This window comes from Actinosynnema sp. NPDC037264, assembly GCF_055603705.1.
The window spans coordinates 20,397-38,460 of the sequence record NZ_JBVJVK010000008.1 but is presented as its reverse complement, the minus strand read 5'-3'; the positions used below and the strand labels follow the sequence as shown (position 1 = coordinate 38,460).

Sequence of the window (18,064 nt, the reverse complement as noted above, 5' to 3'; positions counted from 1 at the left end):
CCTGGACATAATCCGTCGCTATACCCGGGCACGTACCCTGTCGCAGGCCTGTTGAGCTGGCCTTATGGCGCTTCGACCGCCGTCAGGATTCGCCGCGCACGTTCGGCCGGAATCGATTCGGAGCGCGAATGGCCGTCACCCGGATCACCTGTTCGGCCGATAGTCGGCGAGGTTCGGGAGTACGTTCGCCGTCGAATATTCGATTCACCGTGCCACGATCGGACAATCATCCATTTCGATGGTCACCGAATAGCTGTCGAATATTCGACGACGACTGCCGCCTAATGGCGGCCGGCACCCTGATCCGAAAGGACCCGGACGGCTTCGTCCACGGCGGCGAGCCGGGCCAGCCGCACGGCCTCGGACAACGGCCGCAGCGCCTCGTCCCGCGCCCTCGTCGCGGTCGCGGACACGGCTCCGCCCGGCGCGTCCGACGCCGCCACGGTGAGGATCGCGGCGACCTCGGAGGCGCGCTGGAGCACGCGCAGGGCGCGGGGCGGCATCCCGGCGGGCCACTCCAGCGCCGTGTGCTCCGCGGACAGCGCGGCGATCTCGGCCCGCACGTTCGGGCGGTGCCGCGCCACGTCCAGCGTCACCAGCGCGGTGGCCGCCTCGCGCATCGCCGACGCCAGCCCGTGCTCGGCCTCGCCGATCGGCACGTGCTCGCCGGTCGGCGCGCCGGGCAGGTCGAACACCGTCCACCGCACGACACCGTCGGCCACCAGCTTCGGCACCAGCCCCACGCCGACCTCGGGCAGCACGGCGGCCTCGCCCGCGCGCAACGCGGACTTCCCGAGCGGACCGTTGGCGCCGAGCCCGCGCACGTCACCGGGCACGGGGATGACCAGCCGGGCCGTGGTCGCGGACGCGCGGCGCAACGACGCCAGCAGCAGCGCGGGGCCGACCGGGGCCTCGTCGGGGCCGGGCAGGTCCAGCGCCGTCGCGGTGCCGTCGTCGTCGGCCACCACTTCGTGCAGACCGGCCCAGAACCCCAAGGCGTCGAGGACGTCGTCGGCCGCGGCCGCACCATGCAGCCAGGCTGACGTCCAGACGACCAGCGTCGCACTCGCACAAGACACGCCTACCGAGGGTACGCGGGCCCTGCGCCGGCTCAGGCCGCCGGGCCGACGTGTTCCACCAGCAGGGAGCGGAACTTCTCGACCGCCTCGGCGTCGGCGAACGCGCGGTGCGGCACGGCGTACACGGCGGTCGTGCCGGTCCGCAGCACGAACCCCCGCGCCGTCTCCACCCAGCCGGGCAGTTCGGCCCAGCTCAGCTCGCTGCGCGCGGCCTCGCCGACGGACATCCGCAACGAGTGCGCGTCCGCCGTGCCGGTCACCGCCTTGGCCGCCAGCGGGTGGTTGTGGAAGTTCACCGCGGTGCCCACCGGGACGAGTGCGATGATGATCACAGCGAGCACGAGCCCGAACACGCCCGCCCACGTCATGCCCATCACCAGCACGACGACGCCCAGCACGGCGAGCACCGCGGCGAACCACGGCGCCCACCGGTACAGCGGCACGGAGGTGCGCAGCGCGTCACGCCAGTCGGCGGGCCGCGGCGACCAGCTGAAGTCCACGCTCACCGGCCCGCTCCCGGCCGTTTCACGGGCTCGCAGCACCGCTTGGCGCAGAACGCGCCGTCGACCGTGCAGCCCAGCGCCGGGAACTCCGAGAGCTTGCGGGCCGGGGCGTCCGCCACGTGCTCGGCGACGAGTTCCGCCACCAGTTCGGCGAACCGGGGGTCGTCGTTGGGCGTGGCGGCGCGGGCGAAGCCCATGCCCAGCTCCTGCGCCCGCTCACGGGCCTCGGTGTCGAGGTCCCACACCACTTCCAGGTGATCGCTGACGAACCCGATCGGGCACACCACCACGTTGCGCACGCCCTTGTCGTAGAGGGTGTCCAGGTGGTCCACGATGTCCGGTTCCAGCCACGGGACCTGCGGCGGGCCGGACCGGGACTGCCACACCACGTCGTGGTCGGCCGCCCCCACGGCCTCGGCGACCAGGCGTGACGCCTCGGCGACCTGCCTGGAGTAGAGGTGGCCGCCGTCCTCGGGCGGTCCGGCGGCCTTGTCGGCCGACACCGGCACCGAGTGCGCGGTGAACACCACCCGGTAGTCGTCACCGGGCAGCTGGGCCGCGGCGGCGCGCACGGCGTCCGCGAACGACGCCACGAACAGCGGGTGGTCGAAGAACTGGCGCAGCTTGACCAGCTCGGGCGCGTCCTCGACCGCCGCCCGCGCGCGCAGGATGTCCTCGTCGTACTGCCGGCACGCCGAGTAGCCGCCGTAGGCGCTGGTCGGGAAGACGAGGGCGCGGCGGACGCCGGCGGCCTTCATCTCGGCCAGCGTGTCCTCGACCATCGGGTGCCAGTTGCGGTTGCCGAAGTAGATCGGCAGGTCGACCAGGCCGCGCACGGCCTCGATCGCGGCGCGGTTGAGCGCGTTGATCGGGGACACGCCGCCGAAGTGCTGGTAGTGCTGCTCGACCTCGTCCAACCGCTCGGGCGGCACGCCCCGGCCCCGGGTCACGTTCTCGAGGAAGGGGCGGACGTCGTCGGGTCCTTCCGGTCCGCCGAAGGACAGCCAGAGCAGCGCGTCGTAACTCACCCCGACATCCTCGCGCCGCCGCCCGGCGGCCGCACAACCGGGTCGGCGTGATCGAACGCACGCCGACCCGGTGGTGCGCTAGAGCCCCAGGAAGTGCACGCCGCCGTCGACGAACACCATCGAGCCGGTGGTGGCCGGGAACCAGTCCGACAGCAGCCCGCACACCGACTTGGCGACCGGCTCCGGGTCGTCCACGTTCCAGCCCAGCGGGGCCTTCTCGCCCCACATGGCCTCCAGGGCCGGGAAGCCGGGGATCGACTTGGCGGCCATGGTGCGCACGGGGCCCGCCGAGACCAGGTTGATCCGGATGCCCTTCGGGCCGAGCTCGCGGGCCAGGTAGCGGTTGATCGACTCGAACGCCGCCTTCGTCGGGCCCATCCAGTTGTAGGCGGGCCACACCTGGCGGGCGTCGAAGTCGAGGCCGACCACCGACGCGCCGCTGCCCAGCAGCGGCAGGGTGGCGGTCACCAGCGACTTGTAGGAGTACGCCGAGACGTGCATGGCCGTGGCCACGTCCTCCCAGGGCGCGTCCATGAAGGGCGCGCCCAGGCACGACGGCGGGGCGTAGCCGATCGCGTGCACCACGCCGTCCAGGCCGTCCACGTGCTCGCGCAGCCGGTCCGCCAACGTGTCCAGGTGCTCCTGGTTCTGCACGTCGAGCTCGACCACCGGCGCGGCCTGCGGCAGGCGCTTGGCGATCCGCTCCACGAGGCTCATCCGGCCGAAGCCGGTGAGCACCACCTGGGCGCCCTGCTCCTGGGCGACCTTGGCCACGTGGAAGGCGATCGACGCGTCCGTGATCACACCGGTGATCAGCAGCCGCTTGCCTTCGAGCAGTCCCGTCACTGAAACCCGTCCTCCGAGGTGTTGTGCTTGGTAGTGGTGCCCGCCCAGTGGGTCGGCGGCACAGTGGGTCGGCGGTTCAGTGGCCCATGCCGAGGCCGCCGTCGACCGGCAGCACCGCGCCGGTGATGTAGGCGGCGGCGTCGGAGGCCAGGAAGGTGACGGCGGCGGCGATCTCGTCGGTCGTGCCGTAGCGGCCCGACGGCACCTGGGCGAGGATCTGCTTCTTGCGGTCCTCCGGCAGCGCGTCGGTCATGTCCGTGGTGATGAAGCCGGGCGCGACGACGTTCGCGGTGATGTTGCGCGTGCCGAGCTCGCGGGCGATCGACCGGGCGACGCCCACCAGGCCCGCCTTGCTGGCCGCGTAGTTGACCTGGCCCGCGCCGCCCGCGAGGCCGACCACGGACGAGATGAACACGATGCGGCCGTAGCGCTTGCGCAGCATGCCCTTGGACGCGCGCTGCGCGACCCGGAACGCGCCGGTCAGGTTGGCGTCGAGGACGCGGGTGAACTGCTCGTCGGTCATCCGCAGCAGGAGGGTGTCGTCGGTGATGCCCGCGTTGGCCACGACCACCTCGACCGGCCCGTGCGCGGCCTCGACCTCGGCGAACGCCGCGTCCACCTCGGTGGAGCTGGTCACGTCGCACTTGACGCCGAGCAGGCCCTCGGGCGCGCCGGAGCCGCGGTGGGTCACCGCGACCTTGTCGCCCTGCGCCGCGAACGCCCGCGCGATCGCCAGACCGATGCCCCGGTTGCCCCCGGTGACCAGAACCGACCTCGACACGCTTGCTCCCATCGCTGCTGGTTGATGCGGGGCGAGGCTATCCCCTACCCCTAAGTACGCCACCATTGGCCGGGGGTGGATCACAATCGGGCGGTGACCGGTTTCGTCGAACACCTCCGGGTCGCGGTGGACGGCGACGTGCTCGCCGACCCCGGCGACCGCGCGCTGTACTCCGTCGACGCGTCCAACTACCGCCACGTGCCGCTGGTCGTCGTGCGACCCCGGTCGGTGGACGGGGTGGTGGCGGCGGTCGGGGTGGCGGTCGAGCACGGCGTGCCGATCACGAACCGTGGCGCCGGCACGTCGATCGCGGGCAACTCGGCGGGCGCCGGCCTGGTGATCGACTTCTCCCGGTACCTCGACCGGGTGATCTCGGTGGACCCGGTCGAGCGGGTCGCGGTGGTGCAGCCCGGCGTGGTGCTGGACCGGCTCAACGACGCCGCCCGGCCGCACGGGCTGGTGTTCGGGCCCGACCCGTCCACCCACTCCCGCTGCACGCTCGGCGGCATGATCGGCAACGACGCGTGCGGCGCGCACTCCGTCGCGTGGGGCAAGACCAGCGACAACGTGCGCGCCCTCGACGTGCTGCTGGCCGACGGCCGCCGGTTCGACACCCGCACTCCCCCGCCGCTCGACCTGCCCGAGGTGGACCCGGCGTGGTTCCCCGCGCTGGACCGCCGGGTGTCCGGCTACCGGCTGGACGCGTTGCCGGACCTGACCAGGGCGCTGGTCGGCTCGGAGGGCACGTGCGCGACCGTGCTCGGCGCGACGGTCCGGCTGGTGCAGGCCCCGCCGCGCCGGGTGCTGGCCGTGCTCGGCTTCGACGGTCCCTACGACGCCGCCGATTTGGCCCCGCAGCTGCGCGAGCTGGACGTGCTCACCATCGAGGGCCTCAACGCCGAGCTGGCGCGGGCGGCCGGCGAGTCCCGGCGGCTGCTGCCGCGCGGCGAGAGCTGGCTGTTCGTCGAGACGGCGGAGGACGCGGTCGCGCACCGGGCCGCCGCGCTCGCGCCGCACTCGGTGGTGGTGACCGATCCGGCACGGCAGCGCGCGCTGTGGCGGGTGAGGGAGGACGGCGCGGGGCTGGCGACGCGGATGGCCGACGGCGGCGAGGCGTGGTCGGGGTGGGAGGACGCGGCCGTGCCGCCCGAGCGGCTGGGCGCCTACCTGCGGGAGTTCGACGCGTTGCTGGCCGGGCACGGCAGGCGCGGCGTCACCTACGGGCACTACGGCGAGGGCTGCCTGCACGTGCGGATCGACTTCGACTTCCGGCGCGGGCACCGGTCGTTCCTGGAGGACGCGGCGGACCTGGTGGTGGCGCACGGCGGGTCGTTGTCCGGCGAGCACGGCGACGGGCAGGCCCGTTCGGAGCTGCTGCCCCGGATGTACCCGCCGGCCGCGATCGAGGCGTTCGGGCGGTTCAAGGCGGCGCTCGACCCGGACAACCGGATGAACCCGGGCCGGATCGTGGCGCCCGCGAAGCTGGACGAGGACCTGCGGGTGCTGGTCGCGCCACCGGTGATCCCGACCAGGGCGAAGCTCGCGCTGCCCGCCGACGGCGGTGACCTGGCGGCGGCGACGCGGCGGTGCGTCGGCGTGGGCAAGTGCCTGAACACCTCCGGCGGGGTGATGTGCCCGAGCTACCGGGTGACGAAGGAGGAGAAGCACTCCACGCGCGGGCGGGCGCGGCTGTTGTTCGAGATGCTCGGCGGCCAGGTGGTGCGCGGCGGGTGGCGGTCCGAGGAGGTCCGCGACGCGCTGGACCTGTGCCTGGGCTGCAAGGGGTGCAAGCGGGACTGCCCGGTGGACGTGGACATGGCCACCTACAAGGCGGAGTTCCTGCACCACCACTACCGGGGACGGGTGCGGCCCGCGGCGCACTACTCGATGGGCTGGTTGCCGCTGTGGCTGCGGTTGCGGCTGGTGAACGGGCTCACCGCGCGGCTGGGGAGGTTCGGCGGCGTGGCGCCGGAACGGCCGCTGCCGACGCCGGTGCGGTCGTTCCAGTCGCGGTTCGCCGGTGGTGGCGGTGGTGATCGGGTGCTGCTGTTCCCGGACACGTTCACCAACCACTTCGAGCCGGGGATCGGGTTCGACGCGGCGGCGGTGCTCGGGCACGCGGGTCAGGCGGTCGAGGTGCCGCGGGGCGCGGTGTGCTGCGGGTTGACGTGGTTCTCCACCGGCCAGGTGGGCGTGGCGCGGCGGGTGGTGCGGCGGACGGCCCGCGTGCTGCGGCCGTGGACGCGCGACGGCGTGCCGGTGGTGGGGCTGGAGCCGAGCTGCACGGCGTTCCTGCGGTCCGACGCGCTGGAGGTGGCGGGCGACGACCCGGACGTGGTGCGGCTGGCGGAGTCGGTGCGCACGTTCGCCGAGCACGTGTCGCCGCTGCTGGAGCCGGTGGCGGGCGACGGCGTGCGGGCGGTCGTGCAGCCGCACTGCCACCAGTACGCGGAGCTGGGCCTGGACGCGGACCGGGAGCTGCTGGCCAGGACCGGGGTGAGCGCGTCGGTGCTGGAGGGGTGCTGCGGGCTGGCAGGCAACTTCGGCTTCGAGCGCGGGCATTACGACGTGTCGATGGCGGTGGGCGAGCTGACCCTGTTCCCGGCCGTGCGGGCCGCCGACGCGGGCACCGCGGTCGTGGCGGACGGCTTCAGCTGCCGCACGCAGGTCCGGCACGGGTCGGACGCCGAACCCGTGCACACGGCCACCCTGCTCCGGCGGCGGCTGGGGATCTGACCCGCTCGGTGGTCACGGTCGCGGCCCGGGGTGGATGCCGGTCAGCGCCAGGATGAGCAGGCGGTCGGCTTCGCCCGGCTCGCCCTCCGCGGCCAGCGCGACGGCGTTGGCCAGCTTGAGCAGGTCCACGATCGGCACGTCGGCGCGCACGTCGCCCGCACGGCGGGCCGCCGCCAGCAGTCCGTCACCGGCCGCGGTGATCATCGCGTGGCACGTGCGGCCGAGGGACGGGTCCGCGCCGCGCAGCAGTGACGCGGCCAGGCCCCGGTTCGCCGCCGCGTGCCCGCCGACCGCGCGCAGCCAGGCCACCAGGGCGGGTCCGGGTGCCAGGTCGGCGGCCAGGGCGCGGGCCTGGTCGCACAACGCCTCGACCCGGTCGGTGAACACCGCTTCCAGCAGCGCCTGACGGGTCGGGAAGTGCCGGTGCAGGGTGGCCGACCCGACCTCCGCCCGACGGGCGATCTCCTCCAGCGACGCGTCCGCGCCCTGCTCGGCGATCGCGACCCCGGCGACCTCGACGATCCGCTCCCGGTTCCGGCGCGCGTCGGCCCGCATCGGACGGCTCCTCCCGAAAGGCACTGGACCAAGTGGGGTGGTCCTCCATATCGTACCGGGCAGCAAACGGGGGCCCACCCCGGTTACGGAGGAGAACTGTGGACAGGACGATCGCGGTGGTCGGCGCGACCGGCACGCAGGGCCGTGCGGTGACGGCACGGCTGCTGGCGGACGGGTGGCGCGTCCGCGCGCTGACCCGCGACCCGGCGAGGGCCGGGCGGTCGCCGGCGCCGCTGGTGCGCGCCGACATGGAGGACGTGGACTCGCTGGTCGCCGCGATGGACGGCGCGCACGGGGTGTTCAGCGTGCAGCCGACGGTCGGCTCGCCCGGCACCCCGCCGGGGTTCGGCGCCGACGACGAGGTCCGCTGGGGCGTCAACGTCGCCGAAGCCGCCCGGAAAGCCGGTGTCGGGCACTTCGTGTTCAGCTCGGTGGCCGGCGCGGGCCGCCACGCCACCGAGGTGCTGCCGGTCAACGTCGTCAGCAAGCACCGGATCGAACGGCACGTCGCCGCCCTCGGCCTGCCCGCCACGGTCCTGCGCCCGGTGTCGTTCATGGAGAACTTCACCGGCGGTTACGCCCTGCGGGGCGGCACGGTGTCCACCGGCCTCGCGCCGCACGTGCCGCAGCAGCTCATCGCGGTGGACGACGTGGCCGCGTTCGTCGCGGCGGCGTTCGCCGAGCCGCACGAGTGGATCGGCCGCGCGCAGGACCTGGCCGGGGACGAGGTCACGCCGGTCGGGATCGCCGCCGCGATCTCGGCGGCCACCGGGCGCGAGCTGCCCTACGAGCAGGTCCCGATCGAGGCCGTCAGGCGGATCGGCGAGGACTTCGCGCACGCCAACGAGTGGCTGAACGAGCGCGGCTACCGAGCCGACGTCGCGGCCACCCGCAGGCTGCGCCCCGGGCTGCTCGACCTGCGCGCCTGGCTGGCCGCCACCGGCGCCGCGCTGATCACGGCGTTCCTGGACGGTCGGCCGCCGCGGTGAGCCGCGCCGGGCGGTCGTCAGCTCCGCGCCCGGGTGGCGACCCAGTACTCGACGAACAGGCCGTCCCGGACCCGCAGGATGTCGTTGCCGAGGAAGCTCGCCCGCCCGTCCGCGGTCCGGCCCCGGCCGGTCCAGCGGGCCGCGACGAGGTCGCCTTCGACGATGGGGCCGACGTCGAGGGTGAAGGACAGGTCGCTGAACATCGCGTGGGTCTCGCCGACGACGGCGGCGAGCTCGGCGGGTCCGGTCACGTCGCGGTCGGGCCAGTGCCCGACGAAGTCCGCGCCGACCAGCCGCTCGGCGGCGTCGGGGCCGCCGTTCCACAGCTCGTCGAGCCACCGCCGGTACAGGTCGTGGGCTGGGGTGGAGGACATGCCCGAGGGGTGACCCGGGACCGACCCGCCAAACCGCCCGGACGTCACGTGAGGGCGGAGGCCGGGCGGGGTGGGCAGGCGGTCGGCTTCGGCCGGGGTGAGCGGCGGCCCGGTGAGCGGCGGCCCGGTGAGCGGGCGGCCCGGTGAGCGGGCGGCCCGGTGAGCGGGCGGCCGAGGGCGGACCTGATCACCGCGTTCGGTGCACGCGGTCGGTCACGGAGGTGAACCGAACCTAAAGAAATGCTCAAGTCCACTTTCTCCGGACTCACCGCATCCGGTCAACTACCCGCTCATGACCACAAGTCCACCCTTGCCACCGCCGCCTACCGTCCTCGCCGCCGAGGGCGGCACGCTGTCCACGGTCGAGGAGGTGATCAACAACGCCTTCACGCCGGTCTCGGAGGCCGTCTCGGGCTTCATCTTCGCCGAGGTCACGGTCTTCGGCGTGACGTTCCCGTGGATCGTCGGCTGGCTGGTGCTGGCCGCCGCGATCTTCACCACGTACTTCGGCGTCATCCAGCTGCGCGGTTTCGGCACCGCGCTGCGGATCGTGCGCGGCAAGCACAGCAAGCCGGACGACCCCGGCGAGATCAGCCACTTCCAGGCGCTCAGCTCGGCCGTGTCGGGCACCGTCGGCCTGGGCAACATCGCCGGTGTCGGCGTCGCGGTGACCATCGGCGGCGCGGGCGCGACGTTCTGGATGATCGTGTGCGGCCTGCTCGGCATGTGCACGAAGTTCGTCGAGTGCACGCTGGGCGTGAAGTACCGGGACGTGCACGCGGACGGCTCGGTGTCCGGCGGTCCCATGCACTACCTGCGCAAGGGCCTGGCGGAGCGCTTCCCCAACGCGGCCGGGCGCGGTGTCGGCCGGGTGCTCGCCGCCGGCGCCGCGATCATGATCCTGTTCTTCGGGATCGCGGGCGGCAACATGTTCCAGGCCAACCAGACGTTCGCGCAGCTCCGCTCGGTGACCGGCGGCGCGGACGGCTTCCTCGGCGGCGACGGCGCGGCGCTCGTCTTCGGCATCGTCCTGGCGCTGGTCGTCGGCGCGGTCATCATCGGCGGCATCAAGTCCATCGGCCGCGTCACCGGCAAGCTGGTGCCCGCGATGGCGATCCTCTACGTCTCGGGCTGCCTCGTCGTCATCCTGCTGAACGTCACCACGATCCCGGACGCGATCGGCCAGATCGTCTCGGGCGCGTTCAGCGCCGACAGCGTCGCGGGAGGCGCTGTCGGCGCGTTGATCGTCGGGTTCCAGCGGGCCGCGTTCTCCAACGAGGCCGGCCTCGGCTCGGCGTCCATCGCGCACTCCGCGGTGAAGACCCGCCGCCCGGTGACCGAGGGCTACGTGGCGTTGCTCGAGCCGTTCATCGACACCGTGGTCATCTGCACGATGACCGCGTTGACCATCGTCGTGGCGCAGACCCAGTTCTGGAAGGACGCCCAGGCCACGGTCGCGGCGGGCGGACCGCGCCCGGACGGCGTCACGGTCACCTCGGAGTCCTTCGGCACCGTGCTGCCGTGGTTCCCGTACGTGCTGACGGTGGCCGTCGTCCTGTTCGCCGTGTCCACGATCATCACGTGGAGCTACTACGGCGAGAAGGCGTGGGTCTACCTGTTCGGCAAGAGCAAGGGCAGCGAGACCGCCTACCGGGTGATCTTCTGCGCGTTCATCGTGGTCGGCTCGGTGCTCACGCTGGGCAGCGTGCTGGACTTCGCCGACGCGGTGCTGTTCACGCTGGCGCTGTTCAACATCATCGGCCTGTACCTGCTCGCGCCGGTGGTCAAGCGGGAGCTGAAGGCGTTCCGCGCGTCGCTGGCCGCGGAACGCGCCGAAGAACGCGCTCGGGCGACGACCGAGACCAGGTGAACACCGGGTGGCGGTCCGCGGGGCGCGGGCCGCCACCCGTCACGTGGGCGGTCGGGTCTCCTCGGTGAGCCACGCCAGGTAGTCGGGGTTGCCGCCGAGCACGGGCAGGGCCAGCACCTCGGGCACGTCGTAGGTGTGCCGCGCCGTCACGAACTCGGTCAGCTCGTCCACCCGGTCGTAGGCGGTCTTGATCCAGAGCTGCCACTCGCGGTCGTCGTTGACCGCGCCCTCCCACCGGTAGACGCTGCGGACCGGGCCGCTGATCTGCACGCACGCCGCGAGCCGCGCCCCCACGATCGCCTTCGCCAACGCGCCGGCCGCGTCCTCGCTGTCGGTGGTGGTGATGACCACGACGTGGTTGTCGCTCATCCACCGGAGGGTAGCGGCGGCGGCACGTCGGCGACGCCCGACTTCCCGGGCGTCGCCGAGCCGATCGCGGACGGGCGGCCGTCAGCGGGTCGTGCTGGCCCGTTCGGTCAGCCTCGGGGGCAGTAACGTCAGCGGCGGGGTCGGTGTCCGGTCCAGCTTGGCCATCAGCAGCGCCACCGCGTGGTGGCCCAACTGCTCGGCGGGCACGGCCACCGAGGTCAGCGCCGGTGTCAGCCGTTCGGCCTGGTCGTCCGGGCAGATCGCGATCACGGCGATGTCGTCGGGCACCTTGCGGCCCAGCGACCGCAGCACCTCGACCACCGACGGCAACGCGGCCTCGTTGTGCACCACCAGGCCCGTCACCGCGGGGTGGCGCTCCAGCAGGCCGGTGATGGCCGCCCGCACCGACTCGTGGTCGGTCTCCGTGGGCAGCGTGGTCGAGGAGACGCCGCGCCGCATCGCCGCCGCGCTGAACCCGGCCATGGTCCGGTGCGCGAAACCGGTGTCGCGCTGGTAGACCGCGCGCGGCGCGCCGACCAGCGCCACGTAGGTGTGCCCGAGGTCGGCCAGGTGGTCCACGCACCGCGAACCCGCCTCGGCGAAGTCCAGGTCCACGCACGTCAACCCGGCCGCGTCGGCGGGGAAGCCGATCAGCACCGACGGCCGGTCCAGGTCCCGCAGCACGGGCACGCGCTCGTCGTGCATCTCCACGTCCATCACGAGCAGCCCGTCGACCTGGGCGCTGCCCGCCACCCGGCGCAGGCCCGCCGCGCCCTGGTCCGCGGTCACCAGCAGCACGTCGTGGTCGTGCCGGCGGGCCGCGTTGGCGACCGCGACGACGAACTGCATCAGCACCGGCATGTGCATGCCCTCGCGCATCGGCAGCACGAGCGCGAGCACGTTGGCGCGGTTGCTGGCCAGCGACCTGGCGCCCGCGTGCGGGTGGTAGCCCAGCGCCCGCACGCTCGCCTCGACCCTCGCCTTGGTGGCCGTGGAGATCGAGCGGCGGCCGGTGAGCACGTAGGACACGGTGCTGGGCGCGACCCCGGCGTGCCGCGCGACGTCGGCGATGGTGACCACGTCAGCGCACCTCCCGCACGCGCACGCCGGCCGTGTCGGCGGTGAGCACCAGCGACGTGCCGTCGACCGAGATCCGGGTGCCCGGTGGCGCGGACCGCGACCCGGGTGTCACGTCCTCGAAGGAGATCCACGCGCCCTCGCGGGTGAACACGACCTCGTCGTCCACGAGTCGCACGCCGTCGCAGTCGTCGAAGTCCAAGGCGGGCAACGCACCCGTGCGCGGCACGAGCACCTCCCCCGGCACGTCGACCAGCAGCCGGGCCCGGACGTCCCGCGAGGACGCCCCGGCCAGCAGCTCGTACCGACCGGCCTCGACCACCCGGCGGCCGGTGACGACGTCCCAGTGCCACAGCTGGTCCGACCGCAGCTCGACCACCGCCGTCCCGCCCGGCTCGAGGTGGACCCGGTGGAACGACTGGAGCCTGCGCACCGGCAGCCGCACCCGCGAGTCGAGCGCCGCGGCGTACAGCTGCACGACTTCCGCGCCCGCGACGTCACCGGTGTTCGTGACCGAGACCGTGGCGACGCCGTCGGCCCACGTGAGGTCGGAGTACTCGAACTCGGTGTAGGACAGGCCGTGGCCGAACGGGAACAGCGGCTCGCCGGTGAAGTACAGGTACGTGGCGCCGGCCCGGATGATGTCGTAGTCGAAGATGTCCGGCAGGTCGTCGTCGGACCGGTACCAGGTCTGGGTGAGCCTGCCCGACGGGGAGAACGCGCCGAACAACGCCTCCGCGACGGCCCGGCCCTGCTCCTGCCCGCCGTGCGCGGTCCACACGATGCCCGGCAGGTGCTCCTCCTCGCCGTCCAGCGCGTACGGGTAGCTGCTCACGAGCACCAGCACCGTGTTCGGGTTCGCCTCCCGCACCGCGCGCACCAGGTCGAGCGACGGCAGGCGCAGCGTGGTGCGGTCCTCGGTCTCGCGGCCGTTGATGTGCGGGTCGTTGCCCAGCACCAGCACGACGGTGTCGGCCCGCGCGGCGACCTCCGCGGCGGCGGCGATCCCGTCCACCACGCGTTCGATCTCGAAGGGGGTGCTGTCCAGTCGAGCACCGCTGCCGTCCAGCGTTGCCGGGTCGTCGTCTCCGCCGACGGTGTTGCGCAGCACCACACCGCCGTCGGTGAGCCTGGGCTCGAACAGCTCGCGCACGTCCCAGCCGCCCGGCGTCGCGGCCGTGGCGACCAGCGAGCCGTCCTCCGCCACGCCCAGGTAGCGGCGGGAACCCACGTCCCGCAACGTCCACACGCCGTCGCCCCAGTCGAAGCGGTCGAACAGCGCCCGCTCCCCCAGGCCCACGACGCCGCCGCGCACGCCGAGGTAGCGGCCGTCCGCCGCGCGCAGCGCGATCCGGTCGACCCCCTCGACGTAGGCGACGGAGGAGGCGAACTCCTCCAGTCCCCTTCGGACGGTCACCTGGTACGGCGGGGTGCCGCTGTACCAGTCCTCGAACACCGCGTCCGCGTGCGTGCCGATGACGGCCAGCTTCGTGCCGCGCGCCAACGGCAGCGCGGACTCGTTGCGCAGCAGCACGACCGCCTGCCGCGCGGCTTCCAGCGCCAGCCCGCCGTGCGTGCCGATCACGTCGGAGGTGATGGCCCGGTAGGGGTTGACGTCCGCCGGGTCGTCCCGGTCCCCGGGCGCGGGGTCGAACTCGCCGAGCCGGAACCGCAGCGCGAGCACCCGGCCCACGGCCCGCTCCACCACCGCCCGGTCCAGCAGGCCGTCCTTGATCGCCGTGGTGACGCTCTCGACCGTCAACGTCGGGTCGGCGTCCTGGTCGGTGAAGCTGTCCAGGCCCGCGTTCAGCAACGCCGCGTGCCCCTCGGCCTGCGTCGGCAGGTACGCCTGCAACCCGGCCACGTTCGAGGGCGCGTAGGCGTCGCTGACGACCGCGAGACCGTCCGGCGCCCACGTCCGCAACTCCTGCTCGATCAACGGGCTCAGGTGCGCGGGACGGCCGTTGACCAGGTTGTACGACGGCATCACCGCCACCGCCGCGCCCGCCTCGACCGGGCCCCGGAAGCACGGCAGCTCGTACTCGTGCAGCACCCTCGGCCGGAGGTCGGACGAGGTGACGCAGCGGTCGTCCTCGTTGTTGTAGCCCAGGAAGTGCTTCAACGTCGGCGCTGTCCGCAGGTAGCGCGGGTGGTCGCCGCGCAGACCGCTCGCGTACGCCGTGCCCATCGCGGCGGTCAGCGTCGGGTCCTCGGAGTAGCCCTCCTCGTTGCGGCCCCAGCGCGGGTCGCGCAACGGGTTCACCACCGGCGCCCACACGTTCAGCCCGTGCGCGACCGGGTCCCGGTGGTGGAAGCCCCGCGCCTCCACGCCGACGGCCTCGCCGACCCGCCGCACGAGCTCGGTGTCCCACGAGGAACCCAGCCCGACCGCTTGCGGGAACACGGTCGCCACGCCGTTCCACGCGACGCCGTGCAGCACCTCCATGCCCGTGTGGAACGCCGCCAACCCCAGTCTCGGCACGGCAGGCTGGTGCTGGTGCAGCAGCGCCACCTTCTCCTCGTCGGTCAGCCGGCCGAGCAGGTCGGTCACCCTGTCCTCGACCGGCAGACCCGGGTCGCGGAACGGCAGCGGGTCCACGGCACACCTCTCGCGCTCGTCGAATTGTTCGAAGGTGCAGCTCACTGAATCGAATCGTTTCGATCGCTGCGACAACGCCGCCGACCGAGGTCAGCGGGGCGGGGTGCCAGAAATGTGGCACAGCTCTCTCGCCGGAGTCAACACCGAAGTTCGAAGGTCGTTCCGCCGGCGAGGCCCACGTCCGGACGCGGTCGACGATCGCGACGTCCCGGGACACGCCGAACACCCCCCTCACCACGTCGTGAGGGGGGTGTCGGCGACCTTCGCGGGTCTACCCGAACAGCTCCACGTGCAGCTGGAACGCCGTGGCGATCTCAGCTTGCGCCCAGAACCGGTGGTAGGTGAAGGTCGGCGCGGGGCCGCCGTCCAGGTACGCCTGGACCTTCGGCCAGTCCTTGTCCTGCTTGAACATCGAGCGGATGTCCACGAAGGACACACCGGGCTTGATCTGGTCGCCGTTGGGCATGTCGCCCGACCAGCCCGACGGAACGTAAGGACCCTCACGCGTCGACGTGTTGTAGACGTCGTCGAAGCGGTTGTAGTCCTTGCGCTGCTCCGGCACCGCGATGCCCTTGTCGTCCTTGTGCGACAACATCGCCGTCAAGAGGCCCTCACCGACGGTCTTCGCCTGGGCGTTGCCCGACTTGGCCGCGTAGTTGAGGAGCGTCTTGGCGTAGGACGCGGCGATGCCGACGTCCTGGCTGTGGTTGTCGACCGTGACGCGCAGGCCCGCGTTGGCGCCGGGGTTGGTGGCGTTCCAGTTGTCCGGAGCGCCCGTCCAGGTCAGGTCGTTCGGGATCTGGAACTGGCCGCCGGTGCCGACGGTGGTGTTCGCGATGGCCCAGGGGACCCACTTGTCGAGGATCTTCTTGGCCGTCGCGTTGCCGGTCTTCTCGTACAGGGCGGCGGTGCGCTCCATCTGCCACGCCTGGAAGCCGAACCAGCGGTTCGACGGCGGGTCGCGCCACACCGGGTGGGCGTCGTAGTACATGCCGTAGAAGGTCGGCGTGCCCGAAGGCGGCGCGCTGTAGGAACCCTCCCAGCTGTTGGTGACACCACCGGCGATGGCGCCGTCGGCCGACTGGAGCCACTGCAGCAGCTCCAGCTGGCGGGTCATCGACGTGGCCCAGTCCTGCTGGCCGGTCGCCGACTTCGGCTTCAGCGCGGGCACGTTCGCCAACGCGTAGGCCGCGAGCGGGTTCTGGTAGCCCTGGTGCGACGCGCCGTCACCGATGCGCCACGCCCAACCGGCGGACGTGTCGGTCGCGCCACCCCACGCGTAGTACCAGGACATCAGGTAGTGCGCGCTGTCCTTGCCGGTACCGGCCGCGCAGCTGGGGCTGGTGCAGTTGCCGATCTTCTTGAAGTACTTGTCGAACATGGCGTAGCGGAGGTAGTCGCCCATCTTGGCGGCCTTCTCCAGCTCGGGCGCGACCTCGCTGGCCTTGCCCTGCTCGGTCGCCCACTCCTGCGCCAGCATGGCCACCTGCACCGCACGCGCGTCGGCGTCCGGGGCGTTGGTGTACTTCCACTGCTTGGCGTAGCTGGCGTCCTTGGTGAACAGGTCGAGGAAGCCGTTGGGGCCACCGTGCGCGAAGGTGTCGCAGGACGGCTGCGGGATGGTCTCCCACACCGACTCCGACGAACCGCGCTGGTAGGTGTTGATGTACGCGGGCGCCGCGTCCGACTCGTCGCCGCACCGGCCGAAGCCGTAGGTGTTGTCGACGTCGAGCAGCCAGTGCATGCCGTAGATGTCGCTGTTGCCGTAGGCCGACTTCAGCTCGGCCGCGATCGGGTCGCGACCCACCGGCACGCCGGAGTCCAGCACCGACGGGTACTGGTCCATCCGCGGGTGCTCCGGCGCGTACGTCGCCGGCTTGGAGGCGTCGTACTTGTCGTTGGTGGGCTGGTCCGCCTTGGCCGGGATGATGTACTTCTCCATCGAGGCCCAGGCCTTCTTGAACGGCGCCCAGTCACCCACGATCTTGCCGTAGCTGGCCTCGAGCCACAGGTAGTAGCTGAACGCCTCGGACGTGGTCTGGTGACCGTGGTCCGGCGCCTCGACCATCAGCGTCTCGATCGAGTGGTACGGCACCTTCAGGCCATCGGAGAAGGTGCGGAAGTAGCCGCTCGCCGGGTCGTTGATCTTGGCGTAGAGGTCCAGGAACTCCTGCTCGAACGGCGAGGTGTCGGCGCTGGTCTCGCGGACCTCGACCGTCGCCGCGGCCGCGCCGGTGGCGCTCGCCGTGAACGTGGCCGTGCCCAGCTCGCCGCCGTTGGCCGCGGAGGTGACCGTGACGTTCTGCTTGGTCGCCCAGTTGGACGGCGTGAACGTCAGCGACACGGGACCGGCCGTGAGGTCGGTGCTGCCGCCCGAGCGCGCCACGGTGACCGTCACGTTCGCGGTCGGCGCGGTGGCCAGGGAGACGCCGAAGGTGCCGGTGCCGCCCTGCCGCACGGTCAGCGACGCCGGGCTGGCCTGGATCGCCTGACCCGCGATGACGCGGATGCTCGCGATGCTGGAGTTGCCGATGCCGCCCTTGTCGTCCGTCGCGCGGGCCACGATCGCGTGCTCGCCCACGGTCGCGCCGGTCCACGAACCCGTGTACGGGGAGCTCGTGTCGGTCGCGACGACCACGCCGTCGGCCAGGAACTCGACCTTGGACACGGTGCCGTCGGTGTCGGCCGCGGTGGCCGCCAGCGGGACCGCCTGGCCGGACTGGAACGTCTGCGCGGGCGTCGGCGAGGTCAGCGACACCGTCGGGTCGGCGTTGACGTTCGGCCCGGTGCAGCGGGTGCCGTTGAGGGCGAAGTCCGTGGGCGGCCGGTTCTGGCCGGTCCACGAGCCGTTGAAGCCCGGCGTGACGGTGGCGCCCGTGCCGAGGTTCGGCGCCCAACCCGGCGCCGCCACGGTGACCGCGGCGCCGCTCTGCGAGAAGGTGCCGTTCCAGCCCTGCTGGACGCGCTGCCCATCCGGGAAGGTCCACGTGAGGCGCCAGTTGTTCACCGGGTCGCCCTCGTTGCGGATGGACACGCTGGCGCCGAAGCCACCCTGCCACTGGTTCGTGACCTGGTAGTTGACCGTGCAAGCCACGGCCGCGTTCGCCACCGGCGCGACGAACGGCATAACACCCGCGGCAGTTGCCGCCGCGGCCATCAGCGCGAGCGGACCGGTGCGCAACCGTCCCGCTCTGGTGCGGTACCTCATGCGTCCTCCTCCTGCACGGATCAGCCATTGACCCGCGAGCTTGAAAGGGC

14 protein-coding genes are annotated in these 18,064 nt (G+C 72.6%); 3 read left to right on the top strand and 11 right to left on the bottom strand.

Translation table 11 applies throughout. From position 1 onward, the window contains the following. Positions 1–281: 281 nt before the first annotated feature. The 5 genes from ACZ7GX_RS12265 to fabG all read right to left on the bottom strand — a co-directional run bounded on the left by ACZ7GX_RS12265 (position 282) and on the right by fabG (position 4,237). Positions 282–1,079, bottom strand: a complete 798-nt coding sequence (locus tag ACZ7GX_RS12265; protein ID WP_498775760.1) for an Rv1486c family protein — start codon at positions 1,077–1,079, stop codon at positions 282–284. A gap of 32 nt (positions 1,080–1,111) precedes the next feature. Then, positions 1,112–1,585, bottom strand: a complete 474-nt coding sequence (locus tag ACZ7GX_RS12260) for a YcxB family protein (protein ID WP_498775758.1) — start codon at positions 1,583–1,585, stop codon at positions 1,112–1,114. Then, on the bottom strand, positions 1,582–2,610 hold the full coding sequence (locus tag ACZ7GX_RS12255; RefSeq protein WP_498775756.1) for a ferrochelatase: 1,029 nt from the start codon (positions 2,608–2,610) through the stop codon (positions 1,582–1,584). Before ACZ7GX_RS12255 ends, ACZ7GX_RS12260 begins: the two co-directional genes overlap by 4 nt. A 78-nt stretch (positions 2,611–2,688) precedes the next feature. Next, the gene (gene fabI, locus ACZ7GX_RS12250; RefSeq protein WP_498775754.1) at positions 2,689–3,456 is read right to left on the bottom strand and encodes an enoyl-ACP reductase FabI; all 768 of its coding nucleotides are present in this window, start codon (positions 3,454–3,456) and stop codon (positions 2,689–2,691) included. Between the two features lie 76 nt (positions 3,457–3,532). After that, on the bottom strand, positions 3,533–4,237 hold the full coding sequence (fabG, locus tag ACZ7GX_RS12245; protein WP_498775752.1) for a 3-oxoacyl-ACP reductase FabG: 705 nt from the start codon (positions 4,235–4,237) through the stop codon (positions 3,533–3,535). Positions 4,238–4,330: 93 nt separating this feature from the next. Between fabG and ACZ7GX_RS12240 the strand changes: the two genes are divergently transcribed. Then, positions 4,331–6,973 (top strand): FAD-binding and (Fe-S)-binding domain-containing protein, encoded by a 2,643-nt coding sequence (locus tag ACZ7GX_RS12240; protein WP_498775750.1) that lies wholly within the window; start codon positions 4,331–4,333, stop codon positions 6,971–6,973. 12 nt (positions 6,974–6,985) lie between these two features. On the opposite strand, the gene ACZ7GX_RS12235 is transcribed toward ACZ7GX_RS12240, so the two are convergent. Then, positions 6,986–7,528 (bottom strand): TetR/AcrR family transcriptional regulator, encoded by a 543-nt coding sequence (locus ACZ7GX_RS12235; protein ID WP_498775748.1) that lies wholly within the window; start codon positions 7,526–7,528, stop codon positions 6,986–6,988. A gap of 98 nt (positions 7,529–7,626) precedes the next feature. Here ACZ7GX_RS12235 and ACZ7GX_RS12230 point away from each other — a divergent pair, with 98 nt between their 5' ends. Next, positions 7,627–8,517, top strand: a complete 891-nt coding sequence (locus tag ACZ7GX_RS12230; RefSeq protein ID WP_498775746.1) for an NmrA family NAD(P)-binding protein — start codon at positions 7,627–7,629, stop codon at positions 8,515–8,517. A gap of 17 nt (positions 8,518–8,534) precedes the next feature. Here the strand turns inward: ACZ7GX_RS12230 and ACZ7GX_RS12225 are convergent, their stop codons facing one another. Beyond that, a complete protein-coding gene (locus ACZ7GX_RS12225) occupies positions 8,535–8,891 on the bottom strand; it encodes an ester cyclase (RefSeq protein WP_498775744.1) in 357 nt (118 codons plus the stop codon). Positions 8,892–9,183: 292 nt separating this feature from the next. Between ACZ7GX_RS12225 and ACZ7GX_RS12220 the strand changes: the two genes are divergently transcribed. Next, the gene (locus ACZ7GX_RS12220) at positions 9,184–10,761 is read left to right on the top strand and encodes an alanine/glycine:cation symporter family protein (RefSeq protein ID WP_498775742.1); all 1,578 of its coding nucleotides are present in this window, start codon (positions 9,184–9,186) and stop codon (positions 10,759–10,761) included. Between the two features lie 39 nt (positions 10,762–10,800). Here ACZ7GX_RS12220 and cutA read toward each other — a convergent pair whose 3' ends face one another. The 4 genes from cutA to ACZ7GX_RS12200 form a co-directional block, all read right to left on the bottom strand. Then, entirely contained in the window at positions 10,801–11,130 is a 330-nt protein-coding gene (gene cutA, locus ACZ7GX_RS12215; RefSeq protein WP_498775740.1) for a divalent-cation tolerance protein CutA, read from the bottom strand. Positions 11,131–11,211: 81 nt separating this feature from the next. Further along, positions 11,212–12,210 (bottom strand): LacI family DNA-binding transcriptional regulator, encoded by a 999-nt coding sequence (locus ACZ7GX_RS12210; protein ID WP_498775738.1) that lies wholly within the window; start codon positions 12,208–12,210, stop codon positions 11,212–11,214. A 1-nt stretch (position 12,211) separates the two neighbouring features. Next, complete coding sequence (locus ACZ7GX_RS12205) at positions 12,212–14,806, bottom strand: beta-glucosidase family protein (RefSeq protein ID WP_498775736.1); 2,595 nt, start codon at positions 14,804–14,806, stop codon at positions 12,212–12,214. 271 nt (positions 14,807–15,077) lie between these two features. Continuing rightward, positions 15,078–18,014: a glycoside hydrolase family 48 protein gene (locus tag ACZ7GX_RS12200; RefSeq protein WP_498775734.1), complete on the bottom strand. Its 2,937-nt coding sequence runs from the start codon at positions 18,012–18,014 to the stop codon at positions 15,078–15,080. Positions 18,015–18,064: the final 50 nt, after the last annotated feature.

What these genes read in the sequence shown, in the direction of transcription:
- ACZ7GX_RS12235 (WP_498775748.1), bottom strand. Translation starts at nt 7,528, where the DNA reads ATGCGGGCCGACGCGCGCCGGAACCGGGAGCGGATCGTCGAGGTCGCC.
- ACZ7GX_RS12225 (WP_498775744.1), bottom strand. Translation starts at nt 8,891, where the DNA reads ATGTCCTCCACCCCAGCCCACGACCTGTACCGGCGGTGGCTCGACGAG.
- ACZ7GX_RS12220 (WP_498775742.1), top strand. Translation starts at nt 9,184, where the DNA reads ATGACCACAAGTCCACCCTTGCCACCGCCGCCTACCGTCCTCGCCGCC.
- cutA (WP_498775740.1), bottom strand. Translation starts at nt 11,130, where the DNA reads ATGAGCGACAACCACGTCGTGGTCATCACCACCACCGACAGCGAGGAC.
- ACZ7GX_RS12200 (WP_498775734.1), bottom strand. Translation starts at nt 18,014, where the DNA reads ATGAGGTACCGCACCAGAGCGGGACGGTTGCGCACCGGTCCGCTCGCG.